Origin of the sequence: Conexibacter woesei DSM 14684 (genome assembly GCF_000025265.1) — a bacterium.
GTDB classification, from domain to species: domain Bacteria; phylum Actinomycetota; class Thermoleophilia; order Solirubrobacterales; family Solirubrobacteraceae; genus Conexibacter; species Conexibacter woesei.
In genome coordinates this window covers 5,611,375-5,633,188 of record NC_013739.1, presented here as the reverse complement: position 1 = coordinate 5,633,188, position 21,814 = coordinate 5,611,375, and the positions used below count along the sequence as shown (strand labels likewise).

The window sequence follows — 21,814 nt, the reverse complement described above, 5'->3', positions numbered from 1 at the left end:
GGTATGGTGATGCTCACCAGAGCAACGGACCAAGGGAGCACCTCGCATGGCAGCACGCACCAAGAAGGCGAAGAAGGCGGCGACCGCGGCGGCTGCGACGACGAGTCCCTGGGTGCAGCGCCTCGTCGACGACGAGGACCTGCGGGACAACTTCCGCGTCGCGTTCGAAGCCGCGAAGGATGCATATGAGCGGGTCGCCAGCGACGGCAAGGGCCCGAAGGCGCTCGTCGAGGACAAGAAGGTCCAGAAGGACCTGAACAAGGCCGCGGGCGCCCTGAAGGACGCCGGCACCGCCCTCAAGCAGGGACCCAAGCCGAAGAAGAAGAAGCATCTCGGCCGCAAGCTGCTGTTCCTCGCCGTCGGTGCCGCGATCGCGCTGGCGGTCAGCGAGGATCTGCGCACGAAGGTGCTCGACGCGCTCTTCGGCAAGGAGGAGGAGTTCGAGTACACCTCCACCACCGCGCCGCCCTCCGCCTGACCGCCGCACCTCCCGCCACACGCACTCGGCGCGCGGCGCCGGGTGCGTTTGGCCGGGCGGCCAGCTACGATCGAAGGATGTCCGCAACCGACGCGATCGCCGGCACCGCCCCCGGCGCTCCGGCGCGCACGCTCGAGAGCGACAAGGCCAGACGCATCGTCGACGCGATGCGCGCGAGCGTCGCGGCCCGCGGCGCGGCGGGCTCGACGTTCGATCACGTCGCGCGCGAGGCCGGCGTCTCACGCGGCCTGCTGCATTACTACTTCGGCACGAAGGAACGGCTGCTGGTCGAGGTCGTCCGGCGCGACTGCGACATCCGCATCGAGAGCCTCGCCGCCGCGCTGCAGGGCGCCCACACGGCCGACGATTTCATCGAGGGCCTCGTGCGCGGGCTCGACGAGCTGGTCAAGGGCGACTCCGACCTCGTCGTGCTGATGTTCGAGCTGTTCACGTTGTCGCGCCGCAACGAGGAGATCGCGGAGGCGCTGGCGGACCTCTGCCGCAAGATGCGCGGCCACCTCGCGAACTCGCTGGCGGAGAAGCGCGAGGAGGGCGTGCTGCGGCTCGGCGCCGAGCCCGACGCGGTCGCCGGCTTCCTGCTCGCGCTCGCCGACGGGCTCGCGCTGCGCTTCCTGACCGAGCCGGACCTCGATCCGCGTCCCACCGTGTCGGCCTCCGTGGCCGCCGCGCGCACCCTCATCGCCGACCCCGCGTAACGGACCGGGATCGCGCTGCGCCGAGCGCTCGTCATCGGCGGCGCGGCACTGGCGGCGCTGCTCGTCGTCGCGCAGCTGCTGCTGCCCTCGATCGCCGAGGACGAGGTCCGCGACCGCCTCGGCGGCGCCGCGGAGGTGACGCAGGCGGAGGTGCGGGCGTTCCCGGCGGTCGAGCTGCTGTGGCGCCGCGCCGACCGCGTCGAGGCGCGCGTGCGCTCCTACGACGCCGACGGGATCGACCTCGCTGACGAGCTCGCGCAGACGCGCGGCATCGGCGAGCTGGACGTGCGGATCGGACGCGTGCGGGCGACGGCCGGCGTGACGCTCGACGATGTGCGCCTGCGCAAGCGCGACGGCGTGCTGAGCGGCCGCGCCGTGCTCGACGGCGACGAGCTGTCGCGTGCGCTGCCGCCGCGCGTCGAGCTGGCGCTCGTCCCGCGCCGCGACGGCGCGATCATGCTCGCAGGCCGGATCGGCGGGGCCGAGGTGCAGCTGCGTGTCGTCGCGCGCGACGGGCGCGTGATCGCGCGGCCGGAGGGACTGCTCGGCGTGTTCGCCGGTTACCCCGTCTTCTCCGACCCGCGGATCGACGTCGAGCAGGTCGCGGCCGTTCCGCTTCCGGGCGGCCGCTTCGCGCTCAGCGCGCGGGCGCGGCTGACGTAGCCGCGGGCGCGGCTGACCTAGGCGAACAGCTTCTGCATCCGCAACAGCAGGCGCAGGTTGCCGCTCGGGCGCAGCTTGCGTCGGACCATCGCCATGCGCGGATCGATCCGCCCGGCCGAGACGTCGACCCAGTCCTCGACCGTGCAGCGGAACGTCAGGTCCGCGGCGGCGGCGCGGCCGGGCGCCGCCTCGGTCGCGCCGTTGTCGATCCGCAGCTGCCACGGCTCGGCGTCGGCGAAGTCCCACTCGATCGTCACCGGCTGGCGCGGCGCGTGGCGGTGGTCGACGGAGCGCTCGACGCCGGCGAACAGCAGCGCGAGCGTGGCGGTGTCGCGCGCGGGCGGCCCCACCTTCTCGCCGAGGTAGCCGGCTCTCAGCAGCGCGATGCCGTACTCCGCGCGCTCGCGCGAGGAGAGGTCGAGCGGGAGCGGCAGCCGCAGCTCCTCCATCGGCATCCCGGCGGCGCGCAGCTTGCTGTCGAGCGAGGCGATGCCCATCTCGTAGATGTCGAGCAGCTCGAAGCCGAACGCGGTCGCGTAGCGCTCGTCCCAGCCCGGCGGCACGAACACGGCGAGCGCCCACGGCAGCACCTCGCGCAGCAGCTCGGCGACGGCCTCCTTGCACTCCGGGTCCTCGCGCTGGAGGTCGTAGAGCAGCTTGACGCCGAAGCCGATGTGACGCTGCTCGTCGAACTCGACGTTGCGCATGCCGCCGTAGAAGCCCGGCAGCACGTCGCGCTGTTCGAGGTAGCCGGTGATGAAGTGCTGGCCCGACTGCGCCAGCGTCGCCTCGACGATCAGGTGGTAGAGAGCGAGCGCGGCCGCGAGCTTCGGCTTCGATCTGTCGCGGCGCAACTCGTCGGCCATCGTGTCGAGCCGGTCGAAGACTCTGCGGAATCCCCACGTGAGGTCGGGCTGGATCGCCGCGAGACCACCCGCCATCGTGCCGTCGCCGACGTCGCAGACCTCGTGCATGAAGCGCTTGAAGAAGACGGCGTGGCGCGCCTCGTCGACCTGCTGGGTCGTGAGGAAGTACTTCTGCTCCTCCAGCGGCGCGGCGTCGATGTACGGCGAGAGGTTGTCGGCGACGGCATCCTCACCGTGGAAGAAGAGCGAGTAGTTCCACAGCGCGGCTCTGCGCTCGAAGGCGTCGAAGCGCTCCTGCCACTGCTCGCTGTCGGCCGTGAAGTCGATCTCGGTCGCGCGCCAGTTGCCCCGCTCCCAGCGCGCGTAGAGGTCCTCGTAGCTGATCTGCTCGGTCGCGCTGACGACGGCCATGATCCCCTCCTTCGATTGCACCGCTTGGTGCAACCGTACAACGCCGAGGAGGTCAGGCGGTGAGCTTCGGGCTCTGCCAGGGCGCCTTCAGGCGGCGCTCCAGCTCCGGAGCGAGATCGTCGATCGCGATCCGCACCTGCTCGAGCGAGTCGCGGTCGCGCAGCGTGACCGTCTGGTCCTCGATCGACTGGTGGTCGATCGTGACGCCCCACGGCGTGCCGATCTCGTCCTGGCGCCGGTAGCGCTTGCCGATCGAGCCGCCCTCGTCGTACTCCCCCTGCATCCGCACGCGCAGGTCGGCGAAGATCTCTCTCGCCAGTTCCGGGTGGCCGCCCTTCTTCAGCAGCGGCATCACGGCGACCTTGACGGGCGCGAGGCGCGGGTGGAGGCGCAGCACGGTGCGCGTGTCGCCCTCGACCTCCTCCTCGTCGTAGGCGTCGACGAGGAAGGCGAGCGTCGCGCGGTCCGCGCCCGCGGCCGGCTCGATCACATGCGGGGTGTAGCGCTCGCCCGTGCCCGGATCCATGTACTCCAGCTTCTCGCCCGACGCGGTTCTGTGCGCGTTGAGGTCGAACTCGCCGCGGTTGGCGATCCCCTCCAGCTCCGACCAGCCGATCGGGAAGAGGTACTCGACGTCGCTCGTCCCGGACGAGTAGTGCGACAGCTCGTCCTGGTCGTGCGCGCGCAGGCGCAGGTGGTCGGGCCGGATGCCCAGCTCGTGGTACCAGCGCTCGCGCTCGGAGAGCCAGTGGGCGAACCATCTCGGCGCGTCGTCCGGCGGGACGAAGAACTCCATCTCCATCTGCTCGAACTCGCGCGTGCGGAAGATGAAGTTGCCGGGCGTGATCTCGTTGCGGAACGACTTGCCGACCTGCGCGATGCCGAACGGCGGCTTTCTGCGCGCGAACTGCAGGACGTTCTTGAAGTTGATGAAGATGCCCTGCGCCGTCTCGGGCCGCAGGTAGACGGTCGCGCCGGCGTCTCTGACGGGGCCGACGGTCGTCTCGAACATCAGGTTGAACGCGCGCGGCTCGCTCAGCTCGCCGCCGCACGTCGGGCAGCGCACCAGCGCGGGGTCCTCGCCGTTCTCGACGGCGGCCTCCTGCAGGTGGTCCAGGCGCCAGCGTCTCTTGCACTCGCCGAGGCACTGCACGAGCGGGTCGCTGAACCCCGCGAGGTGGCCGCTGGCCTCCCACACGCGCGGGCTCTGGATGATCGCGGAGTCGATCGCGACGACGTCGTCGCGCTGCTGCAGCATCGCGCGCCACCACTCGCTCTTGACGTTCGTCTTCAGCAGCACGCCGTAGTGGCCGTAGTCGTACGTCGACCCGACCCCGCCGTAGATCTCGGAGGAGGGGAAGATGAAGCCGCGCCGCTTGCAGAGCGCCACGATCTTGTCCATGGTCACGATGTCTGTCGCCATTCGGACGCGGATGCTAGCCGCAGCGGGTGCACCGGTGCAGAGCGAGCTGTCGTTGGCACTCTCGCCGAGAGAGTGCCAACGAACCGCCTATACTGCTCTGACCATGCCGATCTACGAGTATCGCTGCGAGAACGGGCACACGTTCGAGACGCTTCAACGCATGACCGACGACGCGCTGACTTCGTGCGAGAGCTGCGACGCGCCAGCTCAGCGGGTCCTGCACGCTCCGGCCGTCCACTTCAAGGGTTCTGGCTTCTACAACACCGATTACGGTACGAAGAAGCGCGCTCGCGAACTGAAGAGCGCCGGTGAGGGCACGAGCAACGGTGACGGCAAGAAGAGCAGCGACAGCAGAACCTCGGACAGCGGCTCGACCGCGTCGAGAACGTCCGACGCGAAGCCGTCGAGCGGCGGCGACAAGGCCGCGAAGAGCACCAGCACCACCAGCAGCGCGTCGTAGGGCCGCGTCGGCCTGGGTCGTCGCAGGGCTCGCCGCGCTGTGCCTGCTGCTGCCCGCCGCCTCGGCGCACGCCGCCGACGCCCGCTACGTCGGCCAGGTGGCCGACACGCTGCGGACGCCGACCCACCGGCTGCTCGCCGGTCCCGACGGTCGCGCGATCGCCGACCTCGTCTTCGTCGACCGCGCACAGGCGCGGACGCCCTACCGCACGTGCGTCAAGCGCGGCGGCAGACAGCCGGTCCGCACCTGCTTCAACACGACCACCGGCGACGCCGGCACGCCGACGATCACGCCGCTGAGATTCCAGCGCGGCCCCTACAGGGTCGTCTGGTCGGTCGGCGGGACGGTCGTCGCGCGCTGGCAGTTCGCCGTCGTCTGAGTCCTCAGCCGTCCATGAAGGCGCGCACGGCCGCCTGCTTGTCGGCGTCGGAGACGACGAGCCCGGAACCGCCGTCGGGCAGCGTCTGGAAGCTGGACGGTCTCAGCACGCTGACGGGCGGCGTGCCGCCGATCGCGCTCGCACCGAAGAAGCCGAGCAGCGTCGGGCCGCCCATGTCGGTCTTCATCGCCTTCGGCGCCGCCCACGAGACCCACGGCAGCCGGAAGAACGTCGTCGGCGAGGTGACCTTGTCCTTGATCCCGCTGAGGATGTCCTGCTGCCGTCTCGCGCGCGTGAGGTCGTCCTCGGCCGGGTTGCAGCTGTTCTTGCGCGTGCGGGCGAGCGCCAGTGCGTCCTCCCCGTCGAGCTTGTTCTCGCCGGCTCTGAGCCGCAGCGACCAGCCGCCGTTCGCCTTGCCGCCGCTGATGTCGGAGCAGACGCGGCCGGTCTTGACGGTGATCCCGCCGAGCGCGTCGATCAGCTTCGGGAAGTTCTCGAAGTCGACCTCGATCAGATGGTTGATCGGCACGCCGAGGTACTGCTCGATCGTGTCGATCGACAGCGCCGCGCCGCCGAACGCGTAGGCGGCGTTGATCTTGTTCAGGCCGTGGCCGGGGATGTCGACGATCGTGTCGCGCGGGATCGACAGGCGGGCGGACTTCCCGCCGCCGACGCGCCACAGCATGATCGTGTCCGAACGGCTCGGACCGCTCGTGTTCGCGCCCGGCTCCTTCGTTCCGGACTCGCGCTGGTCGGAGCCGAGGATCAGCACGTTGTTGGCGGACGTGAGTGGGTAGCCGGCGTCGGTCAGCGCCGCCTTCGCCGAGTCGGAGACCTTGCCCTTCTGGATCTGCGCGCTGACGAGGAACAGCACGAGCGAGAGCGCCAGCCACGCGCCGACCGCCAGCACGATCCACTTGACGACACGGCCCGGCGTGATCCCGCGCCGACCGCCGCCGCCGCGCCGTCGGCGCGGCAGTCCCCGTCGGCGGCCCGGTCCGTCCGGTCCGCCGCCGCGCCCGTCCCCGCGCCCGCCGCTCGCGGCGAGGCCGTCGAGCCCGGCGTCCTCGCCCCGCAGCCGCTCGCGCAGGCTGCGCGGCTTGGAGCGGTAGCGGGAGTATTCGGGCGTGCCCGCGGGTCCGGCGGGCTCGTTCGCGGAGCGGCTCGCCGAGCGGTCGCCGCCCGCGCGGTAGACGCGGTAGGACGGCTGATCGCCGCGTTCGTCGGGGTCGTCGCGGTGCTCTGGCATGGGGCGGTCTAATATGCCGACGATGTCGGCCGAGTGCGTTATCGGCGTCGACCTCGGCGGCACGAAGCTGCTTGCCGGAGTGCTCGACGACGGACTGAACGTCCATAACCGTATCTACCGCCCCGTTCATGGCCTCGATCAGCGCGAGCTGGTCGACGCGATCGTGGCCGGGGTGGAGGAGGCGAGAGCCGCCGCGCCGGGCGAGGTGGTGGCGGTCGGCTTCGGCATCCCGTGCCTGATCGACCAGCGCAACGGCATGGCGCTGATGGCCGTCAACCTGCCGATCAAGGACATGGCGTTCCGCGACGTGATGGCCGAGCGGCTCGGGCTGCCGGTCCAGGTCGACAACGACGGGAACCTCGCCGCGCTGGCCGAGCATCGCGCCGGCGCCGCGCAGGGCGCGACCGACTCGGTCCTGTTGACGATCGGGACCGGCATCGGCGGCGGGCTGGTCCTCGGCGGACGGCCGTATCGCGGCGCGATCGGCGCCGGAGCCGAGCTGGGCCACATGGTGATACAGGCCGACGGGCCGCCCTGCCAGGGCAACTGCCCCAACCACGGCTGCCTGGAGACGCTCGCCTCCGGCACCGCGCTCGCGCGCGAGGGCACGCGGATCGCGGGCGAGCGGCCCGCTTCGGCGCTCGGCCGCGCGATGGCGGAGGGCCGCGGGATCACCGGCGCGCTGATCACGGAGCTGGCGCACGACGGCGACGAGGCGGCGATCGACACGCTCGCGCTGATCGGCACCAATCTCGGCGTCGGGATCGCCAACTACGCCAACATCTTCAACCCCGACGTCGTCGTGATCGGCGGCGGGGTGATCGCCGCCGGCGAATTGCTGCTGGAGCCGGCGCGCAGAGAGATGGCGCGCCGCGCGCTGCCGCCGACGCGCGACCACCTCAGCATCGTGGCGGCGAGATTCGGCACCGAGGCGGGGATGGTCGGCGCCGGTGCGCTCGCGCTCGACGCGGTCCGCCAGGGCGTGACCTGAGCGATGGCCGGGCGCCTGATCGTCTGCCCGACGCCGATCGGCAACCTCGAAGACGTCACGCTGCGCGTCCTCTCGGCGCTGCGCGAAGCCGACCTGATCGCCTGTGAGGACACGCGCCGCACGCGCGTGCTGCTCGACCGCTACGGCGTCGGCGGGGAGCTGCTCTCCTACCACGAGCACAACGAGCGCGAGCGCGCCAGCGAGCTGGTCAGACGGATGCAGGCGGGCGCCAACGTCGCGCTCGTCTCCGACGCCGGCATGCCGCTCGTCTCCGACCCGGGCTTCCTGCTCGTGCAGGCGTGCGTCGCGGCGGGGCTCGCGGTCGAGGTGCTGCCGGGCCCCAGCGCCGCGCTCGCCGCGCTCGTCGCCTCCGCGCTGCCGGCCGAGCGCTGGCGCTTCGTCGGCTTCCTGCCGCGCAAGAGAGGCGAGCTGCGCGACGCGTTCGAGACGCCCGAGACGCTGGTCGCGTTCGAGTCGCCGAACCGGCTGGCGGCGACGCTCGGCGTGCTCGCCGAGCTGGACCCCGAGCGCCCGGCGGCGGTCTGCCGCGAGCTGACGAAGCTGCACGAGGAGGTCGTGCGCGGCAGCGCGAGCGAGCTCGCGGCGCGCTATGCGGCCGACGCGCCGCGCGGCGAGGTCGTGCTGGTCGTCGGCGCGGCGACGCCGGTGGCGCCCGAGCTGGGTCCGGCGCTGACCGCGCTGCGCAGACTCGTGGCGGCCGGCGCGAAGACACGACCCGCCGCCGGCGTGGTCGCGGAGCTGACCGGCGTGCCGGCGAACAGCCTTTACCGCGCGCTTACAGAATCCGAGTAGTCACTTCCGCCACGAACGCGCTATTGTCCGATCGTCGGACGATCTAGCGTCTGACGGGCCGGGCGCGCGGCCCGTGAATCAGCGCCCCTACCGTTTCTTGGAGAATGCTCGCAACCGCTGGACAACGCACGCGGCGCACCTGGCTGCGCGAACTGTGGGACTCGACGATCGGCAAGAAGGTGATCGTCGCCGTGTCCGGCGCCGTGCTGATCGGCTACGTGATCCTGCACATGGTCGGCAACCTCAACTCGCTCTACGGAGCGGGTGACGGCGAGCCGCGGGTCGACGGCTACTCGGACTGGCTGCGCAGCTTCGGCGAGCCGATACTGCCCTACGCGACGATCGTGTGGGCGATCCGCGTCCTGCTGCTCGTCGCGATCGTCGTCCACATCATCGGCGTCGTGCAGCTGCGGGCGCGCAGCCGCGTGGCGCGTGGCGGCTATCCGGCCCGCCGGATCGGGCGGACGTTCTCCTCCGCGACGATGATGGTCAGCGGCTCGCTGCTGCTGTTCTTCATCGTCTTCCACATCCTGCAGTTCACGACGCTGACGATCGACATCACGCCGCTCCATCACGGTGAGGTCTACGGCAACCTCTACGCGGCGTTCCAGAAGTGGTACTTCGTGCTGCTCTACGTCGCCGCCGTCTGCGCGCTCGGCTTCCACCTGCGCCACGCGGTCTGGAGCGCGGCGCAGACGCTCGGGCTCGACCGCCCGGAGCGCAACCGCGTGCTGCGCCGCACCGCCAGCGGCCTCGCCGTCGTGATCGTGCTCGGCTTCATCTCGGTCCCGCTCGCGTTCTGGACCGGCATCCTCGACGCGCCCCCGGACGAGGGCGCGCATGCCTCTGCTACACCGATGGTGGTGACCAGATGAGCAGCATCGTGCTCGACGCCAAGATCCCCGACGGACCGATCGAGGAGAAGTGGCGCTCGTGGCTCGACGCGCACGCGCTCGTCGGCCCGCGCAACCGCGGCGCCCACACCGTGATCGTCATCGGCACCGGGCTCGCCGGCGCCAGCGCCGCCGCGTCGCTCGCCGCGCAGGGCTACCGCGTGAAGACGTTCTGCTTCCAGGACTCCGCCCGCCGCGCGCACTCGATCGCCGCGCAGGGCGGCATCAACGCCGCGAAGGACTTCGCCAACGAGGGCGACTCGATCCGCCGCCTGTTCGTCGACACGATGAAGGGCGGCGACTTCCGCGCCCGTGAGGCGAACGTCTGGCGGCTCGCCGAGCTGTCGGCCAACATCGTCGACCAGGCGGTCGCGCAGGGCGTGCCGTTCAACCGCGAGTACGGCGGCGCGCTCGCCACCCGCTCGTTCGGCGGAGTGCTCGTGCAGCGCACCTTCTACTCGCGCGGGCAGACCGGCCAGCAGCTGCTGCTCGGCGCCTACAGCGCGCTCCAGCACCAGGTCGCGGCGGGCAACGCCGTCATCTACAACCGCCACGAGATGCTCGACGTCGTGCTCGTCGAGGGCGAGGCGCGCGGGATCATCGCGCGCAACCTCGTCACGGGCGAGCTGGAGCGCCACGCCGCCGACGCGGTCGTGCTCGCCTCCGGCGGCTACACGAACGTCTACTACCTGTCGACGAACGCGATGGGCTCGAACGTGACGGCCGCCTGGCGCGCGCACAAGCGCGGCGCGCTGATGGCCAACCCCTGCTTCACGCAGATCCACCCGACCTGCATCCCGCAGAGCGGCGAGTACCAGAGCAAGCTCACGCTGATGAGCGAGTCGCTGCGCAACGACGGGCGCGTCTGGGTCCCGCGCAAGCCGAGAGACTCGCGCAGAGCGAGCGACATCCCCGACGCCGAGCGCTACTACTTCCTCGAGGAGCGCTACCCGGCGTTCGGCAACCTCGTCCCCCGCGACGTCGCCTCGCGCGCGGCGAAGATCGTCTGCGACGAGGGGCTCGGCGTCGGCGGCACGGGCCGCGGCGTCTACCTCGACTTCCGCGACGCGATCGCCGAGCGCGGCAGAGCGGCGATCGCGGGCAAGTACGGCAACCTCTTCGACATGTACCAGCGGATCACCGCTGAGAACCCGTACGAGATGCCGATGATGATCTACCCGGCGCCGCACTACGCGATGGGCGGCCTGTGGGTCGACTACGAGCTGCAGACGACGGTGCCCGGCCTGTTCGCGATCGGCGAGGCGAACTTCTCCGACCACGGCGCCAACCGCCTCGGCGCCAGCGCGATGATGCAGTGCCTCGCAGACGGCTACTTCATCGCCCCGCACACGGTCACCAACCACCTTGCGAAGCGCCACCTGAGGGTCGATGACAGACACGAGGCGTTCGACCAGGCGATCGACGAGGTGAGAGGGCGCATCAACCGCCTGATCAACATCGGCGGCACGACCGCGCCGCAGGTCTTCCACCGCCGGCTCGGCGACGTGATGCTCGACAAGTGCGGCATGTCGCGCGACGCCGAGGGCCTCGCGGACGCGATCACCCGCATCCACCAGATACGCGACGACTTCTGGAGCGACGTGCGGGTGGACGGCAGGAGCGACGAGCTGAACCAGAGCCTCGAGCTGGCGGCGCGCGTCGCCGACTTCATCGAGCTGGCCGAGGTGATGTGCCTCGACGCGCTGCGCCGCGAGGAGTCGGCCGGCGGCCACTTCCGCGAGGAGCACCAGACCGAGGACGGCGAGGCGCTGCGCGACGACGAGCGGCTCGCGACCGTCACCGCCTGGGAGTACACCGGCGAGGGCGGGATGCCGGTCGCCCACGAGGAGCAGCTCTCCTTCGACAACGTCAAGCTCGCGACCCGGAGCTACAAGTGAACTTCACGCTCGAGGTCTGGCGCCAGGACTACCCCGGCGCCGAGGGCCGCTTCGAGAAGATCAGAGCCGAGAACATCGACGCCGAGGCGTCGTTCCTGGAGATGCTCGACCAGGTCAACGAGCGCCTCATCGGCGAGGGTCGCCGCGCGCTGGCGTTCGACAGCGACTGCCGCGAGGGCATCTGCGGCGCCTGCTCGCTGACGATCGACGGTCTCCCGCACGGTCCGCAGCAGGTCACCACCTGCCAGACGTACATGCGCGACTTCGAGGACGGCCAGACGATCCGCGTCGAGCCGTTCCGCAGCAACTCGTTCCCGGTCCTCAGAGACCTCGTGACCGACCGGTCCGCGCTCGACCGCATCATCGAGTCCGGCGGCTACGTCTCGACGACGACCGGCCCGCAGCCGGACCCGAACTCGATGCCGATCAGCCCCGAGACGCAGCAGCACGCGATGGACGCGGCGATCTGCATCGGCTGCGGCGCCTGCGTCGCGGCCTGCCCCAACGGCGCGGCGATGCTGTTCACGGGCGCGAAGGTCACCCATCTCAACCTGCTGCCGCAGGGCCAGGCCGAGCGCGGCGAGCGCGCCCGCGCGATGGTGCGGCAGATGGACGAGGAGGGCTTCGGCGGCTGCACGAACTTCGGCGAGTGCTCGCTCGCCTGCCCGCAGGAGATCTCGATCGACGTGATCGGGATGCTCAACCGCGAGTACCGGCGGGCCGTGCGCGACGAGGCGAAGGCCCGCGCGCGGATGGTCGCGCAGTAGCGCCCGGCTGGGGCGCACGGCGGATCCGCCGCGGGCCGGTAGCCTTCTCGGCCGCGTGCCCTACTACGTCACCACACCGATCTACTACGTCAACGCGCAGCCCCACCTCGGGCATGCGTACACGACGATCGCCGCCGACGTGCTCGCGCGGCACATGCGCCAGCGCGGCGAGGACGTCTTCTTCCTCACCGGAACCGACGAGCACGGCGAGCCGGTCGCGCTCGCGGCCGACCGGCTCGGCCTGGCGCCGAAGGAGCTGGCGGACAGGAACGCCGCCCGCTTCGAGGAGATGATGCCGCGGCTCAACGTCTCCAACGACTTCTTCATCCGCACCTCCGACCCGCGGCACGTGAAGAAGGTCCAGGAGGTGATGCAGCGGATCCACGACAACGGCCACACCTACCTCGGCACCTACGAGGGCTGGTTCTGTCCCCGCTGCGCGGACTTCAAGGGCGAGAACGAGATCGCGGAGGGCAACACCTGCCCGATCCACCACATCCCGCTCGACCGCGAGAAGGAGGAGAACTGGTTCTTCCGCCTCTCCACCTTCCAGGAGCCGCTGGAGCGCCTGTACGCCGAGCAGCCCGACTGGGCCGCGCCGCCGACGCGCCGCAACGAGGCGCTCGCGTTCATCAGATCGGGGCTGCGCGACGTCTCGCTCTCGCGCGGCAAGTTCACCTGGGGCGTGCCGGTCACGTGGGACCCATCGCATGTCTTCTACGTCTGGTTCGACGCGCTGCTCAACTACTACACCGCGCTCTCGTTCGCACGTGAGGGCGAGGACCTGACCGAGCGCTTCTGGCCGGCGGACCTGCACGTGATCGGCAAGGACATCCTCAAGTTCCACGCGGTCTACTGGCCGGCGATGCTGATGGCGGCCGACCTGCCGCTGCCCAGGCGCGAGATGATCCACGGCTACCTGCTGATGGACGGCGAGAAGATGTCGAAGTCGCTCGGCAACGTGCTCGACCCGTTCGAGGTGATCGACAGGTTCGGCACCGACGCGCTGCGTTACTACTGCCTGCGCGAGGTCTCCTTCGGGCAGGACGGGTCCGTCTCGACGGCGGGCTTCGAGTCGCGCTACGAATCCGAGCTGGCGAACGAGTACGGCAACCTCGCGAGCCGCACGCTGGCGATGGTCGCGCGCTACCGCGACGGCGTCGTGCCCGCGGTCGCGACCGACGCCGCGCTCGCGGCCGACTTCGCCGGCGTCTGCGACGACGTCGCCGCACTGCTCGACAAGGCCGAGCCGAGCCAGGCGCTCGAGGCGATCTGGCAGCGAGTGCGGCGACTCAATAGGTATGTCGAGGAGCGCGCCCCGTGGAAGCTCGCGAGAGATCCCGCGGCGGCCGGTCAGCTCGACGAGACGCTCGCGACGCTCGCCGAGGGTCTGCGCGTCGTGACGGTGCTGCTGCACCCGTACATCCCCGAGAGCGCTGACAAGGCGCTCGCCGCGCTGAACCGGCCCGAGCTGGACTTCGACGGTGCGCGCTTCGCGAGCGAGGGCTGGGGGGGAACGGTCGAGAAGATCGAGCCGCTCTTCCCGAAGGCGCTCGCGTGATCGACAGCCACACCCACCTCACCTCCTGCCGGGACGCGTCCGAGGCAGAGCTGGTCGCGCAGGCCGAGCAGGCCGGCGTGCGGCGGATGCTGACGATCGGGACCGACTCCGAGTCGTGCCGCGCGGCGCTGCAGCTCGCCGAGGACTTCCCGCAGGTCTACGTCGGGATCGGCCGCCACCCCAACGCGGCGACCGGCTTCGACGACGCCGACCTGGCCGAGCTGCGCGCGCTCGCGGCGCACCCGCGCTGTCGCGCGATCGGCGAGACCGGTCTCGACTTCTACCGTGACAACGCGCCGCGCGAGGACCAGGAGCGCGCGTTCGCCGCCCACATCCAGCTCGCGCGCGAGACCGGCAAGCCGCTCGTGATCCACACGCGCGCCGCCGACGAGGACACGCTCTCGATGCTCGGCGGCCAGGCCGAGGGCGTCAGAGTGATCCTGCACTGCTTCTCGATGCCCGATCGGATCGACACCTGCCTGGAGCGCGGCTACTGGATCTCGTTCGCGGGGAACGTCACCTACCCGCCGAACGCAGCGCTGCGCGCCGCCGCGGCGCGCGTGCCCGGTGAGCGCCTGCTGGTCGAGACCGACGCGCCGTACCTCAGCCCCCAGCCGGTGCGCAAGCAGCGCAACGTGCCCGCGAACGTCGTGCTGACGGCCGAGCTGCTCGCGGCCGAGCGGGGCGTCTCCTACACGGAGCTGGAGACCCAGGTCGAGCGCAACGCGGCCGCCCTCTTCGGCTGGTGAGCGAACCCGTCCAGCCGAGCCTGCGCCGCATGCGCGCGTTCGGGATCCGCCCCAACCGCGAGCTGGGGCAGAACTTCCTGATCGACTCGAACATCCTCGACGTGATCGCGCGCGCGGCGGAGCTGGCGCCGGAGGACGTCGTGCTGGAGATCGGCGGCGGCCTGGGCGTGCTCTCAGAGCACCTCGCTGAGCGCGCCGCGCACGTGCACGTCGTCGAGATCGACCGCGGCCTCGAGGACGCGCTGCACGACGCGCTCGACCCGCACGCCGCGACGACGACGCTGCACATGGGCGACGCGATGCAGCTCGACCTCGCAGCGCTGCACCCGCAGCCGACGAAGGTCGTCGCGAACCTGCCGTACGGGATCGCGGCCGGCGCGATCCTGCGGACGGTCGAGCAGCTGCCGCACGCGACTGGCTGGGTCGCGATGGTGCAGAAGGAGGTTGGCGAGCGCTTCGCGGCGAGACCGGCGACGGACGCGTACGGCATCCCGTCCGTGATCGCCCAGCTCGCCTGCGACGTGCGCGTGCTGCGGCCGGTCTCGCGGCGCGTCTTCTTCCCGGTCCCGAACGTCGACTCGGTGCTCGTCGGCCTGGAGCGGACGGGTCCGGCCGCGCCGAGAGCGCTGCGCTCGTTCGTCCAGGGCGCGTTCGCGCATCGCCGCAAGACGCTCGCGAAGTCGGCCGGGATCGCCGGCGTCGCGGCGCCCGACGCGACGCGCGCGGCGCTGGAGGCGCTCGGCCACCCGGCCGACGTGCGCGCGGAGCGGCTCTCGCCGGCGCAGCTGCGCGAGCTGTGGGAGCGGCTGCAGGCGTGAGCGGGGGGACGACGCTGCGCGCGCTCGCGCCCGGCAAGACGAACCTCTGCCTGTTCATCGGGCCGACGCGCGGCGACGGGCTGCACGAGCTGGTCTCGCTGATCGAGCCGCTGTCGCTCGCCGACGAGCTGACGCTGGCGCCGCTGCCGGCGTCAGCGCGTGGCGGTGGTGACGCCCCCGCCGCGGACGAGGTTCTCTGTCCGGGCGTCGACGGCCCCAACCTCGCTGCGACCGCCCTCTCCCGCTATCGCGACGCGAGCGGCTGGGACGGCCCACCGCGGCGGCTGACGATCGTCAAGCGCGTCCCGGTCGCGGCCGGCATGGGCGGCGGGTCGGGCGACGCGGCGGCCGCGCTGCGCCTCGCCGCGCACGCCGCCGGCCGCCCCGGCGACCCGCTGATCGCGCAGCTCGCGCCGGGCCTCGGCGCCGACGTGCCAAGCCAGGTCGAGCCGGCTGCGGTGCTCGTCGGAGGCGCCGGCGAGCACGTCGAGCGGGTGACGCCGCCGGCTGCGCACGGCGTGCTCGTGCTGCCGTCGGTGGAGCGCCTGTCGACGCCGGACGTCTTCCGCGAGGCGGACCGGCTCGGCGGCGGCCGCGACGCCGCGGACCTGCTGGAGCTGCGCGAGCGGGTGCGCGAGGGCCTGTTGCCGGAGCTGATCGTCAACGACCTCGAAGCGGCGGCGCGCTCGCTCTGCCCCGCGATCGAACCGGCGCTGGCGGCCGCGCGCGCGGCGGGCGCCGACCAGGCGATCGTCAGCGGCTCCGGCCCGACCGTCGTCGGGCTGTACTGGGGAGAGGACGGCGAGCGCCGCGCCGCAGCGGCCGCCGAGCAGCTGCGGGAGCGCTTCCCGGGCGCGACCGCGGCGCGTCCGGTCGCGCCCGACTTCGCGAGCGTCGTCGTCGTGCGCGACAATGAGGTCTCGTCATGAGCAACGATGCGATAACCCAGCTCGTCGCGGCGTGCGCCGGGGTCTTCGGCCTCGCCGCGTTCGTCGCCCTGGTCACCGTGCCGGTCGTCTCCTCCTACGAACGGGTATGGGAGCGGCTGGTCGCGGGGCTGTTGTCGCTGTGGGTGCTGGCCGCGCTGGTCGGCGTCGGCGTGATCGCAGGTGCGGCCGTCATCTACTACTGGCCGAAGCTGTTCTGAGCAGGACCCGGGTTCTCGGCGCGTCGTCCCTCGTACAATCGGAGCTTCCATGACGTCCAAGGCCCGCGGCGAGACGTCCGCTCCCGACCTCCACGCGCTCGAAGCGATCACCGAGGCGATCGCGGCCGGCGCCGGCCTGCCGGAGATCATCCGGGCGGCGGCGCGAGCGCTCGACGCGAGCCTCGTCCTGATCGACCGCACGAGCGTCGTGCTCGCGGTCGCGGCGCGCTCGCCCGCGGAGGAGCGCGCGCTGCTGCGCGACGCGGAGGGCGTCGAGCGGATCGAGCTGCGCGTCGCCGACACCGTCGTCGGCCAGCTGCGGCTGCGGGGGCGGGACGCGATGCCGGACCCGTCGATGCTGCGGCTCGTGACGACGCTGATCGCGTCGGAGGTCGAGCGGGTGCGCGGTCCCGAGCGCGCCTCCGAGGAAGCCGCCGCCGCCTTCGTGCACGCGGTCCTGGCGCGTGAGGTGAGCGATCGCGACGACCTCGTCGCGCGCGGCAAGGAGCTTGGCATCTCGCTGGAGCGGGGCGGCAGCGTCGTCGTCGTCCGCGCTCACCCGCGCTCGGCGACCGACGACGACTGGCGCTCGCGCCTGCTCGCGCTGGCCGAGCGCGGCGCGCGCTCGATCGCGCCCGGGGCGATCGCGGCGAGCGCGCGCGACGGCGACGGCGACGAGGTCGTCGTGCTCGTCGCCGACGCCGACGGCGACGCGGGCCGGCGCGTCGGCGCGACGGTCCTACGCGAGCTGGAGGCGAACCTCAGCGGCTTCGCGTTCGCGGTCGGCCGCAGCCGCGTCGCGCGCGACCCGACCGACCTCCACCGCGCCGGCAACGAGGCGCTGCTCGCGGCGAACGTCGTCGAGGGCGCGCCGGACGAGTCGCTGCTCGCCTACGACGACACCGGCACCTACCAGCTGCTGCTGCCGCACATGAGCGATCCCGCCGAGCTGCGCCGCTTCTACGACGAGACGGTCAGCAAGATCGTCTCCTACGACGAGCAGTACGAGACGTCCGATCTCGTCGGCACGCTGGAGACGTTCCTCGAATGCGACGGCAACGTCAACGCGACGGCCGCTCGGCTGATCACCCACCGTCACACCGTCCGCTACCGCTTCGAGCGCGTCCGCGAGATCACCGGCCTCGACGTCGCCTCGACCGACGGCCGCGAGAAGCTCTCGTTCGGGCTCAAGGCGATGCGCGTGCTCGGGATCGCGGCGCCGCGCGGGCCGGCGACCGAGCGCGGAGCGGAGGCCGGGCGGGTGCGTCGCGAGCAGCCCGATCGATCCGGCCGATGACGTGTGCGCGCCGTCCTGCGGAAGGTCCGCTGAGCGGTCGCAGTCAGGCGCGCGCGCTTGCCGCAGCGCCGTTTTTGTGCCCGGCTCGCAGCCGTCCCACATGTGCCTAGGATTAGCTCGTGGCAAGGGCCAACGGCGGGGACCAGGCGCCCGACAGGACGAGCGGCGCCGAGTTCTCCGTTTCACATCTGATCGACCGGCGGGGGCGCTGTCGGCTGGCATATGAGCCGGTCGCCGACCTCGCGCGCGGCGTCATCTGCGGCTACGAGGCGCTCGCGCGCTTCCCCGAGGCAGTCAGCCACGAGCGGTGGCAGGAGGCGGCGGCGCAGCGCGGCCTGGAGCCCGACCTCGACGCGTTCGTCGTCAGCTCGGTGCTGGCGGCGATGGAGAGCCTGCCCGACGACTGCTTCCTGTCATTCAACATCAGCTCGGAGGCGCTGCTGCGCGCGCCCGTGATGGCGGTGCTGCGACGTGCCGACCGGCTCGACCGGCTCGTCGTCGAGCTGAGCTCCTCCGTCGCCTCGCACGACGAGCAGGCGCTCGTCGAGGCGGTCGCGATGCTGCGCGCGGCGGGCGCAGCGATCGCGGTCGACGACGTCGGCGGCGGCTACGCGACGTTGAGGCACATCACTGTCGTGCGGCCGGAGTTCGTCAAGCTCGACGCGGCGCTCGTCCAGGGCCTGCAGCGCGACGACGCCAAGCACGCGATGGTCGAGGCGATAGGGAATCTCGCCAGCCAGCTCGACGCCTGGATCGTCGCGCAGGGGGTCGGCGAGGTCGCCGAGCTCGACGCGCTGATCCAGCTGCGCGTGCCGCTCGCGCAGGGCCCGCTGATCGGCGTGCGGACCAAGACGCTGACGCGCGTCGGCTTCCCGCTCGCCGCCTACGTGCGCGAGCGCGGCGCGGCGGCGACGAGGCCGAGCGCGCTGATCGCGCTGCTGGAGCGACCGCTGCCGATCGAGCGAGACGCCGTCCGCGAGACGTTCGCGCGGGCGTTCGCGGACGACCCGGCGCTGCACCACCTGCCGATCGTCGACGCGCGCCGCTGCCCGGTCGGGATGCTCGAACGGGCGGCGTTCGAGCGCGGCGAGCCGCCGGCCGGCGACGTGCTCCTCGTCGCGCCGTCGAGCAGCATCCCCGAAGTCGCGCGGCGGGCCGTCCTGCGCCCCCTCGCGACCCGCTTTCACCCCGTCATCTGCTGCGACGTCGGCGGTCGCTACGTCGGCATCGTGCGGATCGAGCGGCTCGTCGCGGCGCTCGCCGCCGCGCGCGACCCGCGGCCGCTCGCGACCCGCTGAGGCGGGACGCGAGCGACCGCGCGCTAGCTGACGTCGCGGATCTGCCCGCGCACCTCTTCGATCACGTCGTCCGGCACGTGCTCCATCCCGTGCGCGTCATGGGCGTGGCGGGCGACCTGGGCGAGGATCGCATCCTCGTTCTCGCCCTCGAACCGGGCACTGCAGCCCGGAACGACGGCACCACAGAAGAACTCCTTCATCGACGCCTCCTCTCGCATCGGCGGGTTCGGCCGATCCTACGGGCGCCGCGCCAGGTCTTGCGCGGGTTCCCCGCGGTGCATGCCGGCGCGGGTTACTGGGGGGCCGGGACTCGAACCCGGATAGCCGGCTCCAAAGGCCGGAGTCTTGCCATTAGACGACCCCCCAAGGCGGTCCCGCCGATTCTATGCGCCCGGCGCGCGAGTGCCGCCGCGGCGCCCGTCGGGAGGGCCGGCCTGCGCTCCGCCGCCGCGCACGGCTACGATGCGAGACTGTGACCGCGCCGGTCGTCGTCATCCTCGCTGCGGGGCAGGGAACGCGCATGCGCTCCGCCACGCCGAAGCTGCTCCATCCGCTCTGCGGTCGTCCGCTGCTCGCGTGGACGGTCGACGCGGCGCGTGGCGCCGGCGCCGCCAAGGTCGTCGTCGTCGGCGGACCCGATCGCGCGCTCGCGCCGGGTCTGCCCGAGGACGTCGTGCTGGCGGTCCAGCAGGAGGCGCGCGGCACCGCCGACGCCGTGCTCGCGGCCGCGGGCCAGATCGACCGCGACGCGCCGGTGATCGTCCTCAACGGCGACGTGCCGCTGATGACGGGCGAGTCGCTCCACCAGTTCGCCGCGGCGCACGCGGCCAACGGCGCCGCCGCGACGATGCTGACGATGGTGCTGCCGGACCCGAGCGGGTACGGCCGCGTCGTGCGCGCCGCCGACGGCGCCGTCGAGCGCGTCGTCGAGACGAAGAAGCCCGGCGACGCGACGCCGGCGGAGCTGGAGATCAAGGAGGTCAACTCCGGCGTCTACGCGTTCGCCGGCGGCGACCTGCTCGACGCGCTCGGCGAGGTCGGGTCCGACAACGCGCAGGGCGAGCTGTACCTGCCCGACGTGCTGCCGATCCTGCGCGCCAAGGGCCGCTCCGTGCGCGCCCATCTCGTCGACGACGCGGGGCTCACGCTCGGCGTCAACGACCGCGGCGACCTCGCGAAGGTCCACGCGGAGGCGCAGCGGCGGATCCAGGCGCGCCATATGGCGGCCGGGGTCACGATCGTCGACCCCGGCTCGACCGTGATCGACGTCGGCGTCGAGATCGGCCCCGACACCGTGATCGCTCCGTTCTGCTCGCTGCACGGCAGCACGCGGATCGGCTCCGGCTCGACGATCGGCCCGCAGACGACGCTGATCGACGCGACGCTCGGGGACGGCGTCGCGGTGCCCCACTCCTACCTGACCTCGTGCACGCTGGAGGACGGCGCGAGCGTCGGGCCGTTCGCCTACCTGCGCCCCGGCGCGGTGCTGCGCGAGGGCGCGAAGGTCGGGACGTTCGTCGAGGTCAAGAACTCGGACATCGGCGCCGGCACGAAGGTTCCGCACCTCTCCTACATCGGCGACGCCGACATCGGCGAGGGCTCGAACATCGGCGCTGCGACGATCACGGCGAACTACGACGGTCGCAGAAAGCACCGCACGACGATCGGCGCGCGCGTCAAGAGCGGCGTCGACGTCTCGTTCGTCGCGCCGGTGAGCGTCGGTGATGACGCCTGGACGGCGGCCGGGTCGGTCATCACGGAGGACGTGCCGGAGGGTGCGCTCGGGGTCGCCCGGGCGCGGCAGCGGAACATCGAGGGGTACAGCGAGCGCAAGAAGGAGAACGAGGACCAGTGGCCTCCCCAGCAGTGACCGCAGCGCTGTCATCGGCAGGGCGTAGACTCGTGCACGAGATGAGCTCGGCCGTGCCGCAGGAGCATCCCAACAGCCACCTCGAGATCGGCTACGGCAAGCAGCTCATGCTGTTCAGCGGTCGCGCCCACCAGCAGCTCGGAGCCGACATCGCCGGCAAGCTCGGCGTCGAACTCGGCGGGGTCGACCTCAGAACCTTCACCAACGGCGAGGTCTACTGCCGCTACGAGGAGTCGATCCGCGGCGCGGACGTCTTCATCGTGCAGCCGATCTGCGGCAACCCGCGCACGGGGCTGACCCCGAACGACGCGCTGATGGAGCTGCTGGAGATGGTCGACGCCGCCGTCGGCGGCTCCGCGCACCGCGTCGTCGCCGTCTGCCCCTGGTACGGCTACTCGCGCCAGGACAAGAAGTCCGCGCCGCGCGAGCCGATCAGCGCCCGTCTCGTCGCGCGCATGCTGGAGACCGCGGGGATCGACCGGATCCTCACGATGGACCTCCACTCCGGCCAGATCCAGGGCTTCTTCCAGAAGCCGTGCGACCACATGACGGCGATGTGGATGCTGACCAGATACTTCGCCGACCAGAGCCTCGAAGACCTCGTCGTCGTTTCTCCTGACGCCGGCCGCGTGAAGCTGAACAAGAAGTTCGCGGCGACGATCGGCGCCGAGCTGGCGATCCTCAACAAGGAGCGCCCTGCCCAGCAGGTCGCCGAGATCGGCTACGTGATCGGCGACGTGAAGGGCAAGACGGCGGTCATCGTCGACGACATCATCGACACCGCGGGCACGCTGAAGGCAGCCGCACAGACGGTCCGCGACGCCGGCGCCACGCGCGTGCTCGCCGCGGCGACGCACGGCGTCTTCTCCGGCAACGCGTGGGAGAACCTCGCCGCCGCGGCGTTCGACGAGATCGTCGTGACGGACACGATCCCGCTGCCCGACGGCGCGCCGGACAACATCACCGTGCTCCCGTGCGCGGAGCTGCTGACGAACTCGATACGGCAGATCTTCACCGACGGCTCGGTGAGCGAGGTCTTCCGCGGCGAGAACCAGCTGTTCTGAGCC

General features: G+C 71.7%; 23 protein-coding genes and 1 tRNA gene. 19 read left to right on the top strand and 5 right to left on the bottom strand.

Features of this window, described 5'->3' with window-relative positions:
• The first annotated feature begins 46 nt into the window (after positions 1–46).
• From CWOE_RS26460 to CWOE_RS26450, 3 genes are all read left to right on the top strand, one after another.
• Positions 47–478, top strand: coding sequence for a hypothetical protein (locus tag CWOE_RS26460; RefSeq protein WP_012936729.1), 432 nt, complete (start codon positions 47–49; stop codon positions 476–478).
• A 77-nt stretch (positions 479–555) separates the two neighbouring features.
• Entirely contained in the window at positions 556–1,194 is a 639-nt protein-coding gene (locus CWOE_RS26455) for a TetR/AcrR family transcriptional regulator (protein WP_012936728.1), read from the top strand.
• Between the two features lie 135 nt (positions 1,195–1,329).
• The gene (locus CWOE_RS26450) at positions 1,330–1,857 is read left to right on the top strand and encodes a hypothetical protein (RefSeq protein WP_041731024.1); all 528 of its coding nucleotides are present in this window, start codon (positions 1,330–1,332) and stop codon (positions 1,855–1,857) included.
• A gap of 17 nt (positions 1,858–1,874) precedes the next feature.
• Here the strand turns inward: CWOE_RS26450 and CWOE_RS26445 are convergent, their stop codons facing one another.
• Together CWOE_RS26445 and CWOE_RS26440 are read right to left on the bottom strand one after the other, a co-directional pair.
• Positions 1,875–3,134: a ribonucleotide-diphosphate reductase subunit beta gene (locus CWOE_RS26445; protein WP_012936726.1), complete on the bottom strand. Its 1,260-nt coding sequence runs from the start codon at positions 3,132–3,134 to the stop codon at positions 1,875–1,877.
• A gap of 52 nt (positions 3,135–3,186) precedes the next feature.
• On the bottom strand, positions 3,187–4,557 hold the full coding sequence (locus CWOE_RS26440) for a glycine--tRNA ligase (RefSeq protein ID WP_012936725.1): 1,371 nt from the start codon (positions 4,555–4,557) through the stop codon (positions 3,187–3,189).
• 103 nt (positions 4,558–4,660) lie between these two features.
• Between CWOE_RS26440 and CWOE_RS26435 the strand changes: the two genes are divergently transcribed.
• Positions 4,661–5,017 carry an FmdB family zinc ribbon protein gene (locus CWOE_RS26435; RefSeq protein ID WP_012936724.1) on the top strand — a complete coding sequence of 119 codons (357 nt, stop codon included), beginning with the start codon at positions 4,661–4,663 and terminating at the stop codon, positions 5,015–5,017.
• Positions 5,018–5,114: 97 nt separating this feature from the next.
• The gene (locus CWOE_RS26430; RefSeq protein WP_012936723.1) at positions 5,115–5,396 is read left to right on the top strand and encodes a hypothetical protein; all 282 of its coding nucleotides are present in this window, start codon (positions 5,115–5,117) and stop codon (positions 5,394–5,396) included.
• 4 nt (positions 5,397–5,400) lie between these two features.
• Here CWOE_RS26430 and CWOE_RS31530 read toward each other — a convergent pair whose 3' ends face one another.
• Entirely contained in the window at positions 5,401–6,645 is a 1,245-nt protein-coding gene (locus tag CWOE_RS31530) for an LCP family protein (RefSeq protein ID WP_012936722.1), read from the bottom strand.
• Between the two features lie 22 nt (positions 6,646–6,667).
• Between CWOE_RS31530 and CWOE_RS26420 the strand changes: the two genes are divergently transcribed.
• The 12 genes from CWOE_RS26420 to CWOE_RS26365 all read left to right on the top strand — a co-directional run bounded on the left by CWOE_RS26420 (position 6,668) and on the right by CWOE_RS26365 (position 18,877).
• Entirely contained in the window at positions 6,668–7,636 is a 969-nt protein-coding gene (locus CWOE_RS26420) for an ROK family protein (protein WP_148261178.1), read from the top strand.
• A gap of 3 nt (positions 7,637–7,639) precedes the next feature.
• The gene (gene rsmI / locus CWOE_RS26415; protein WP_012936720.1) at positions 7,640–8,449 is read left to right on the top strand and encodes a 16S rRNA (cytidine(1402)-2'-O)-methyltransferase; all 810 of its coding nucleotides are present in this window, start codon (positions 7,640–7,642) and stop codon (positions 8,447–8,449) included.
• Between the two features lie 104 nt (positions 8,450–8,553).
• The gene (locus tag CWOE_RS26410) at positions 8,554–9,324 is read left to right on the top strand and encodes a succinate dehydrogenase cytochrome b subunit (protein WP_012936719.1); all 771 of its coding nucleotides are present in this window, start codon (positions 8,554–8,556) and stop codon (positions 9,322–9,324) included.
• A complete protein-coding gene (locus tag CWOE_RS26405; RefSeq protein WP_012936718.1) occupies positions 9,321–11,240 on the top strand; it encodes a fumarate reductase/succinate dehydrogenase flavoprotein subunit in 1,920 nt (639 codons plus the stop codon). The genes CWOE_RS26410 and CWOE_RS26405 overlap by 4 nt, the downstream gene beginning before the upstream one ends.
• Positions 11,237–12,007: a succinate dehydrogenase/fumarate reductase iron-sulfur subunit gene (locus CWOE_RS26400; protein ID WP_012936717.1), complete on the top strand. Its 771-nt coding sequence runs from the start codon at positions 11,237–11,239 to the stop codon at positions 12,005–12,007. The genes CWOE_RS26405 and CWOE_RS26400 overlap by 4 nt, the downstream gene beginning before the upstream one ends.
• 55 nt (positions 12,008–12,062) lie before the next feature.
• Positions 12,063–13,568 (top strand): methionine--tRNA ligase, encoded by a 1,506-nt coding sequence (gene metG, locus CWOE_RS26395; RefSeq protein WP_012936716.1) that lies wholly within the window; start codon positions 12,063–12,065, stop codon positions 13,566–13,568.
• Entirely contained in the window at positions 13,565–14,317 is a 753-nt protein-coding gene (locus tag CWOE_RS26390; protein ID WP_012936715.1) for a TatD family hydrolase, read from the top strand. The genes metG and CWOE_RS26390 overlap by 4 nt, the downstream gene beginning before the upstream one ends.
• Positions 14,314–15,135, top strand: coding sequence for a 16S rRNA (adenine(1518)-N(6)/adenine(1519)-N(6))-dimethyltransferase RsmA (gene rsmA / locus CWOE_RS26385; protein WP_012936714.1), 822 nt, complete (start codon positions 14,314–14,316; stop codon positions 15,133–15,135). Before CWOE_RS26390 ends, rsmA begins: the two co-directional genes overlap by 4 nt.
• Positions 15,132–16,064 carry a GHMP family kinase ATP-binding protein gene (locus CWOE_RS26380; RefSeq protein ID WP_012936713.1) on the top strand — a complete coding sequence of 311 codons (933 nt, stop codon included), beginning with the start codon at positions 15,132–15,134 and terminating at the stop codon, positions 16,062–16,064. The genes rsmA and CWOE_RS26380 overlap by 4 nt, the downstream gene beginning before the upstream one ends.
• A complete protein-coding gene (locus tag CWOE_RS26375; protein ID WP_012936712.1) occupies positions 16,061–16,282 on the top strand; it encodes a hypothetical protein in 222 nt (73 codons plus the stop codon). Before CWOE_RS26380 ends, CWOE_RS26375 begins: the two co-directional genes overlap by 4 nt.
• Before the next feature lie 49 nt (positions 16,283–16,331).
• The gene (locus CWOE_RS26370) at positions 16,332–17,579 is read left to right on the top strand and encodes a PucR family transcriptional regulator (protein WP_012936711.1); all 1,248 of its coding nucleotides are present in this window, start codon (positions 16,332–16,334) and stop codon (positions 17,577–17,579) included.
• A 119-nt stretch (positions 17,580–17,698) separates the two neighbouring features.
• Entirely contained in the window at positions 17,699–18,877 is a 1,179-nt protein-coding gene (locus CWOE_RS26365) for an EAL domain-containing protein (RefSeq protein ID WP_012936710.1), read from the top strand.
• Between the two features lie 23 nt (positions 18,878–18,900).
• Here the strand turns inward: CWOE_RS26365 and CWOE_RS26360 are convergent, their stop codons facing one another.
• The gene (locus CWOE_RS26360) at positions 18,901–19,077 is read right to left on the bottom strand and encodes a DUF1059 domain-containing protein (RefSeq protein ID WP_012936709.1); all 177 of its coding nucleotides are present in this window, start codon (positions 19,075–19,077) and stop codon (positions 18,901–18,903) included.
• Positions 19,078–19,172: 95 nt separating this feature from the next.
• Positions 19,173–19,243: transfer RNA gene (locus tag CWOE_RS26355), tRNA-Gln, on the bottom strand.
• A 106-nt stretch (positions 19,244–19,349) separates the two neighbouring features.
• Here CWOE_RS26355 and glmU point away from each other — a divergent pair.
• Positions 19,350–20,747, top strand: a complete 1,398-nt coding sequence (glmU, locus tag CWOE_RS26350; protein WP_012936708.1) for a bifunctional UDP-N-acetylglucosamine diphosphorylase/glucosamine-1-phosphate N-acetyltransferase GlmU — start codon at positions 19,350–19,352, stop codon at positions 20,745–20,747.
• A 41-nt stretch (positions 20,748–20,788) separates the two neighbouring features.
• Complete coding sequence (locus CWOE_RS26345; protein ID WP_012936707.1) at positions 20,789–21,811, top strand: ribose-phosphate diphosphokinase; 1,023 nt, start codon at positions 20,789–20,791, stop codon at positions 21,809–21,811.
• The last annotated feature ends 3 nt before the right edge of the window (positions 21,812–21,814 follow it).

Coding starts and splice junctions, on each gene's coding strand:
- CWOE_RS26445 (WP_012936726.1), bottom strand. CDS start 3,134: ATGGCCGTCGTCAGCGCGACCGAGCAGATCAGCTACGAGGACCTCTAC.
- CWOE_RS26440 (WP_012936725.1), bottom strand. CDS start 4,557: ATGGCGACAGACATCGTGACCATGGACAAGATCGTGGCGCTCTGCAAG.
- CWOE_RS26370 (WP_012936711.1), top strand. CDS start 16,332: ATGACGTCCAAGGCCCGCGGCGAGACGTCCGCTCCCGACCTCCACGCG.
- CWOE_RS31530 (WP_012936722.1), bottom strand. CDS start 6,645: ATGCCAGAGCACCGCGACGACCCCGACGAACGCGGCGATCAGCCGTCC.
- CWOE_RS26360 (WP_012936709.1), bottom strand. CDS start 19,077: ATGAAGGAGTTCTTCTGTGGTGCCGTCGTTCCGGGCTGCAGTGCCCGG.
- CWOE_RS26345 (WP_012936707.1), top strand. CDS start 20,789: ATGAGCTCGGCCGTGCCGCAGGAGCATCCCAACAGCCACCTCGAGATC.
- CWOE_RS26435 (WP_012936724.1), top strand. CDS start 4,661: ATGCCGATCTACGAGTATCGCTGCGAGAACGGGCACACGTTCGAGACG.
- rsmI (WP_012936720.1), top strand. CDS start 7,640: ATGGCCGGGCGCCTGATCGTCTGCCCGACGCCGATCGGCAACCTCGAA.
- CWOE_RS26375 (WP_012936712.1), top strand. CDS start 16,061: ATGAGCAACGATGCGATAACCCAGCTCGTCGCGGCGTGCGCCGGGGTC.
- CWOE_RS26460 (WP_012936729.1), top strand. CDS start 47: ATGGCAGCACGCACCAAGAAGGCGAAGAAGGCGGCGACCGCGGCGGCT.
- CWOE_RS26420 (WP_148261178.1), top strand. CDS start 6,668: ATGTCGGCCGAGTGCGTTATCGGCGTCGACCTCGGCGGCACGAAGCTG.
- CWOE_RS26455 (WP_012936728.1), top strand. CDS start 556: ATGTCCGCAACCGACGCGATCGCCGGCACCGCCCCCGGCGCTCCGGCG.
- CWOE_RS26405 (WP_012936718.1), top strand. CDS start 9,321: ATGAGCAGCATCGTGCTCGACGCCAAGATCCCCGACGGACCGATCGAG.
- CWOE_RS26410 (WP_012936719.1), top strand. CDS start 8,554: ATGCTCGCAACCGCTGGACAACGCACGCGGCGCACCTGGCTGCGCGAA.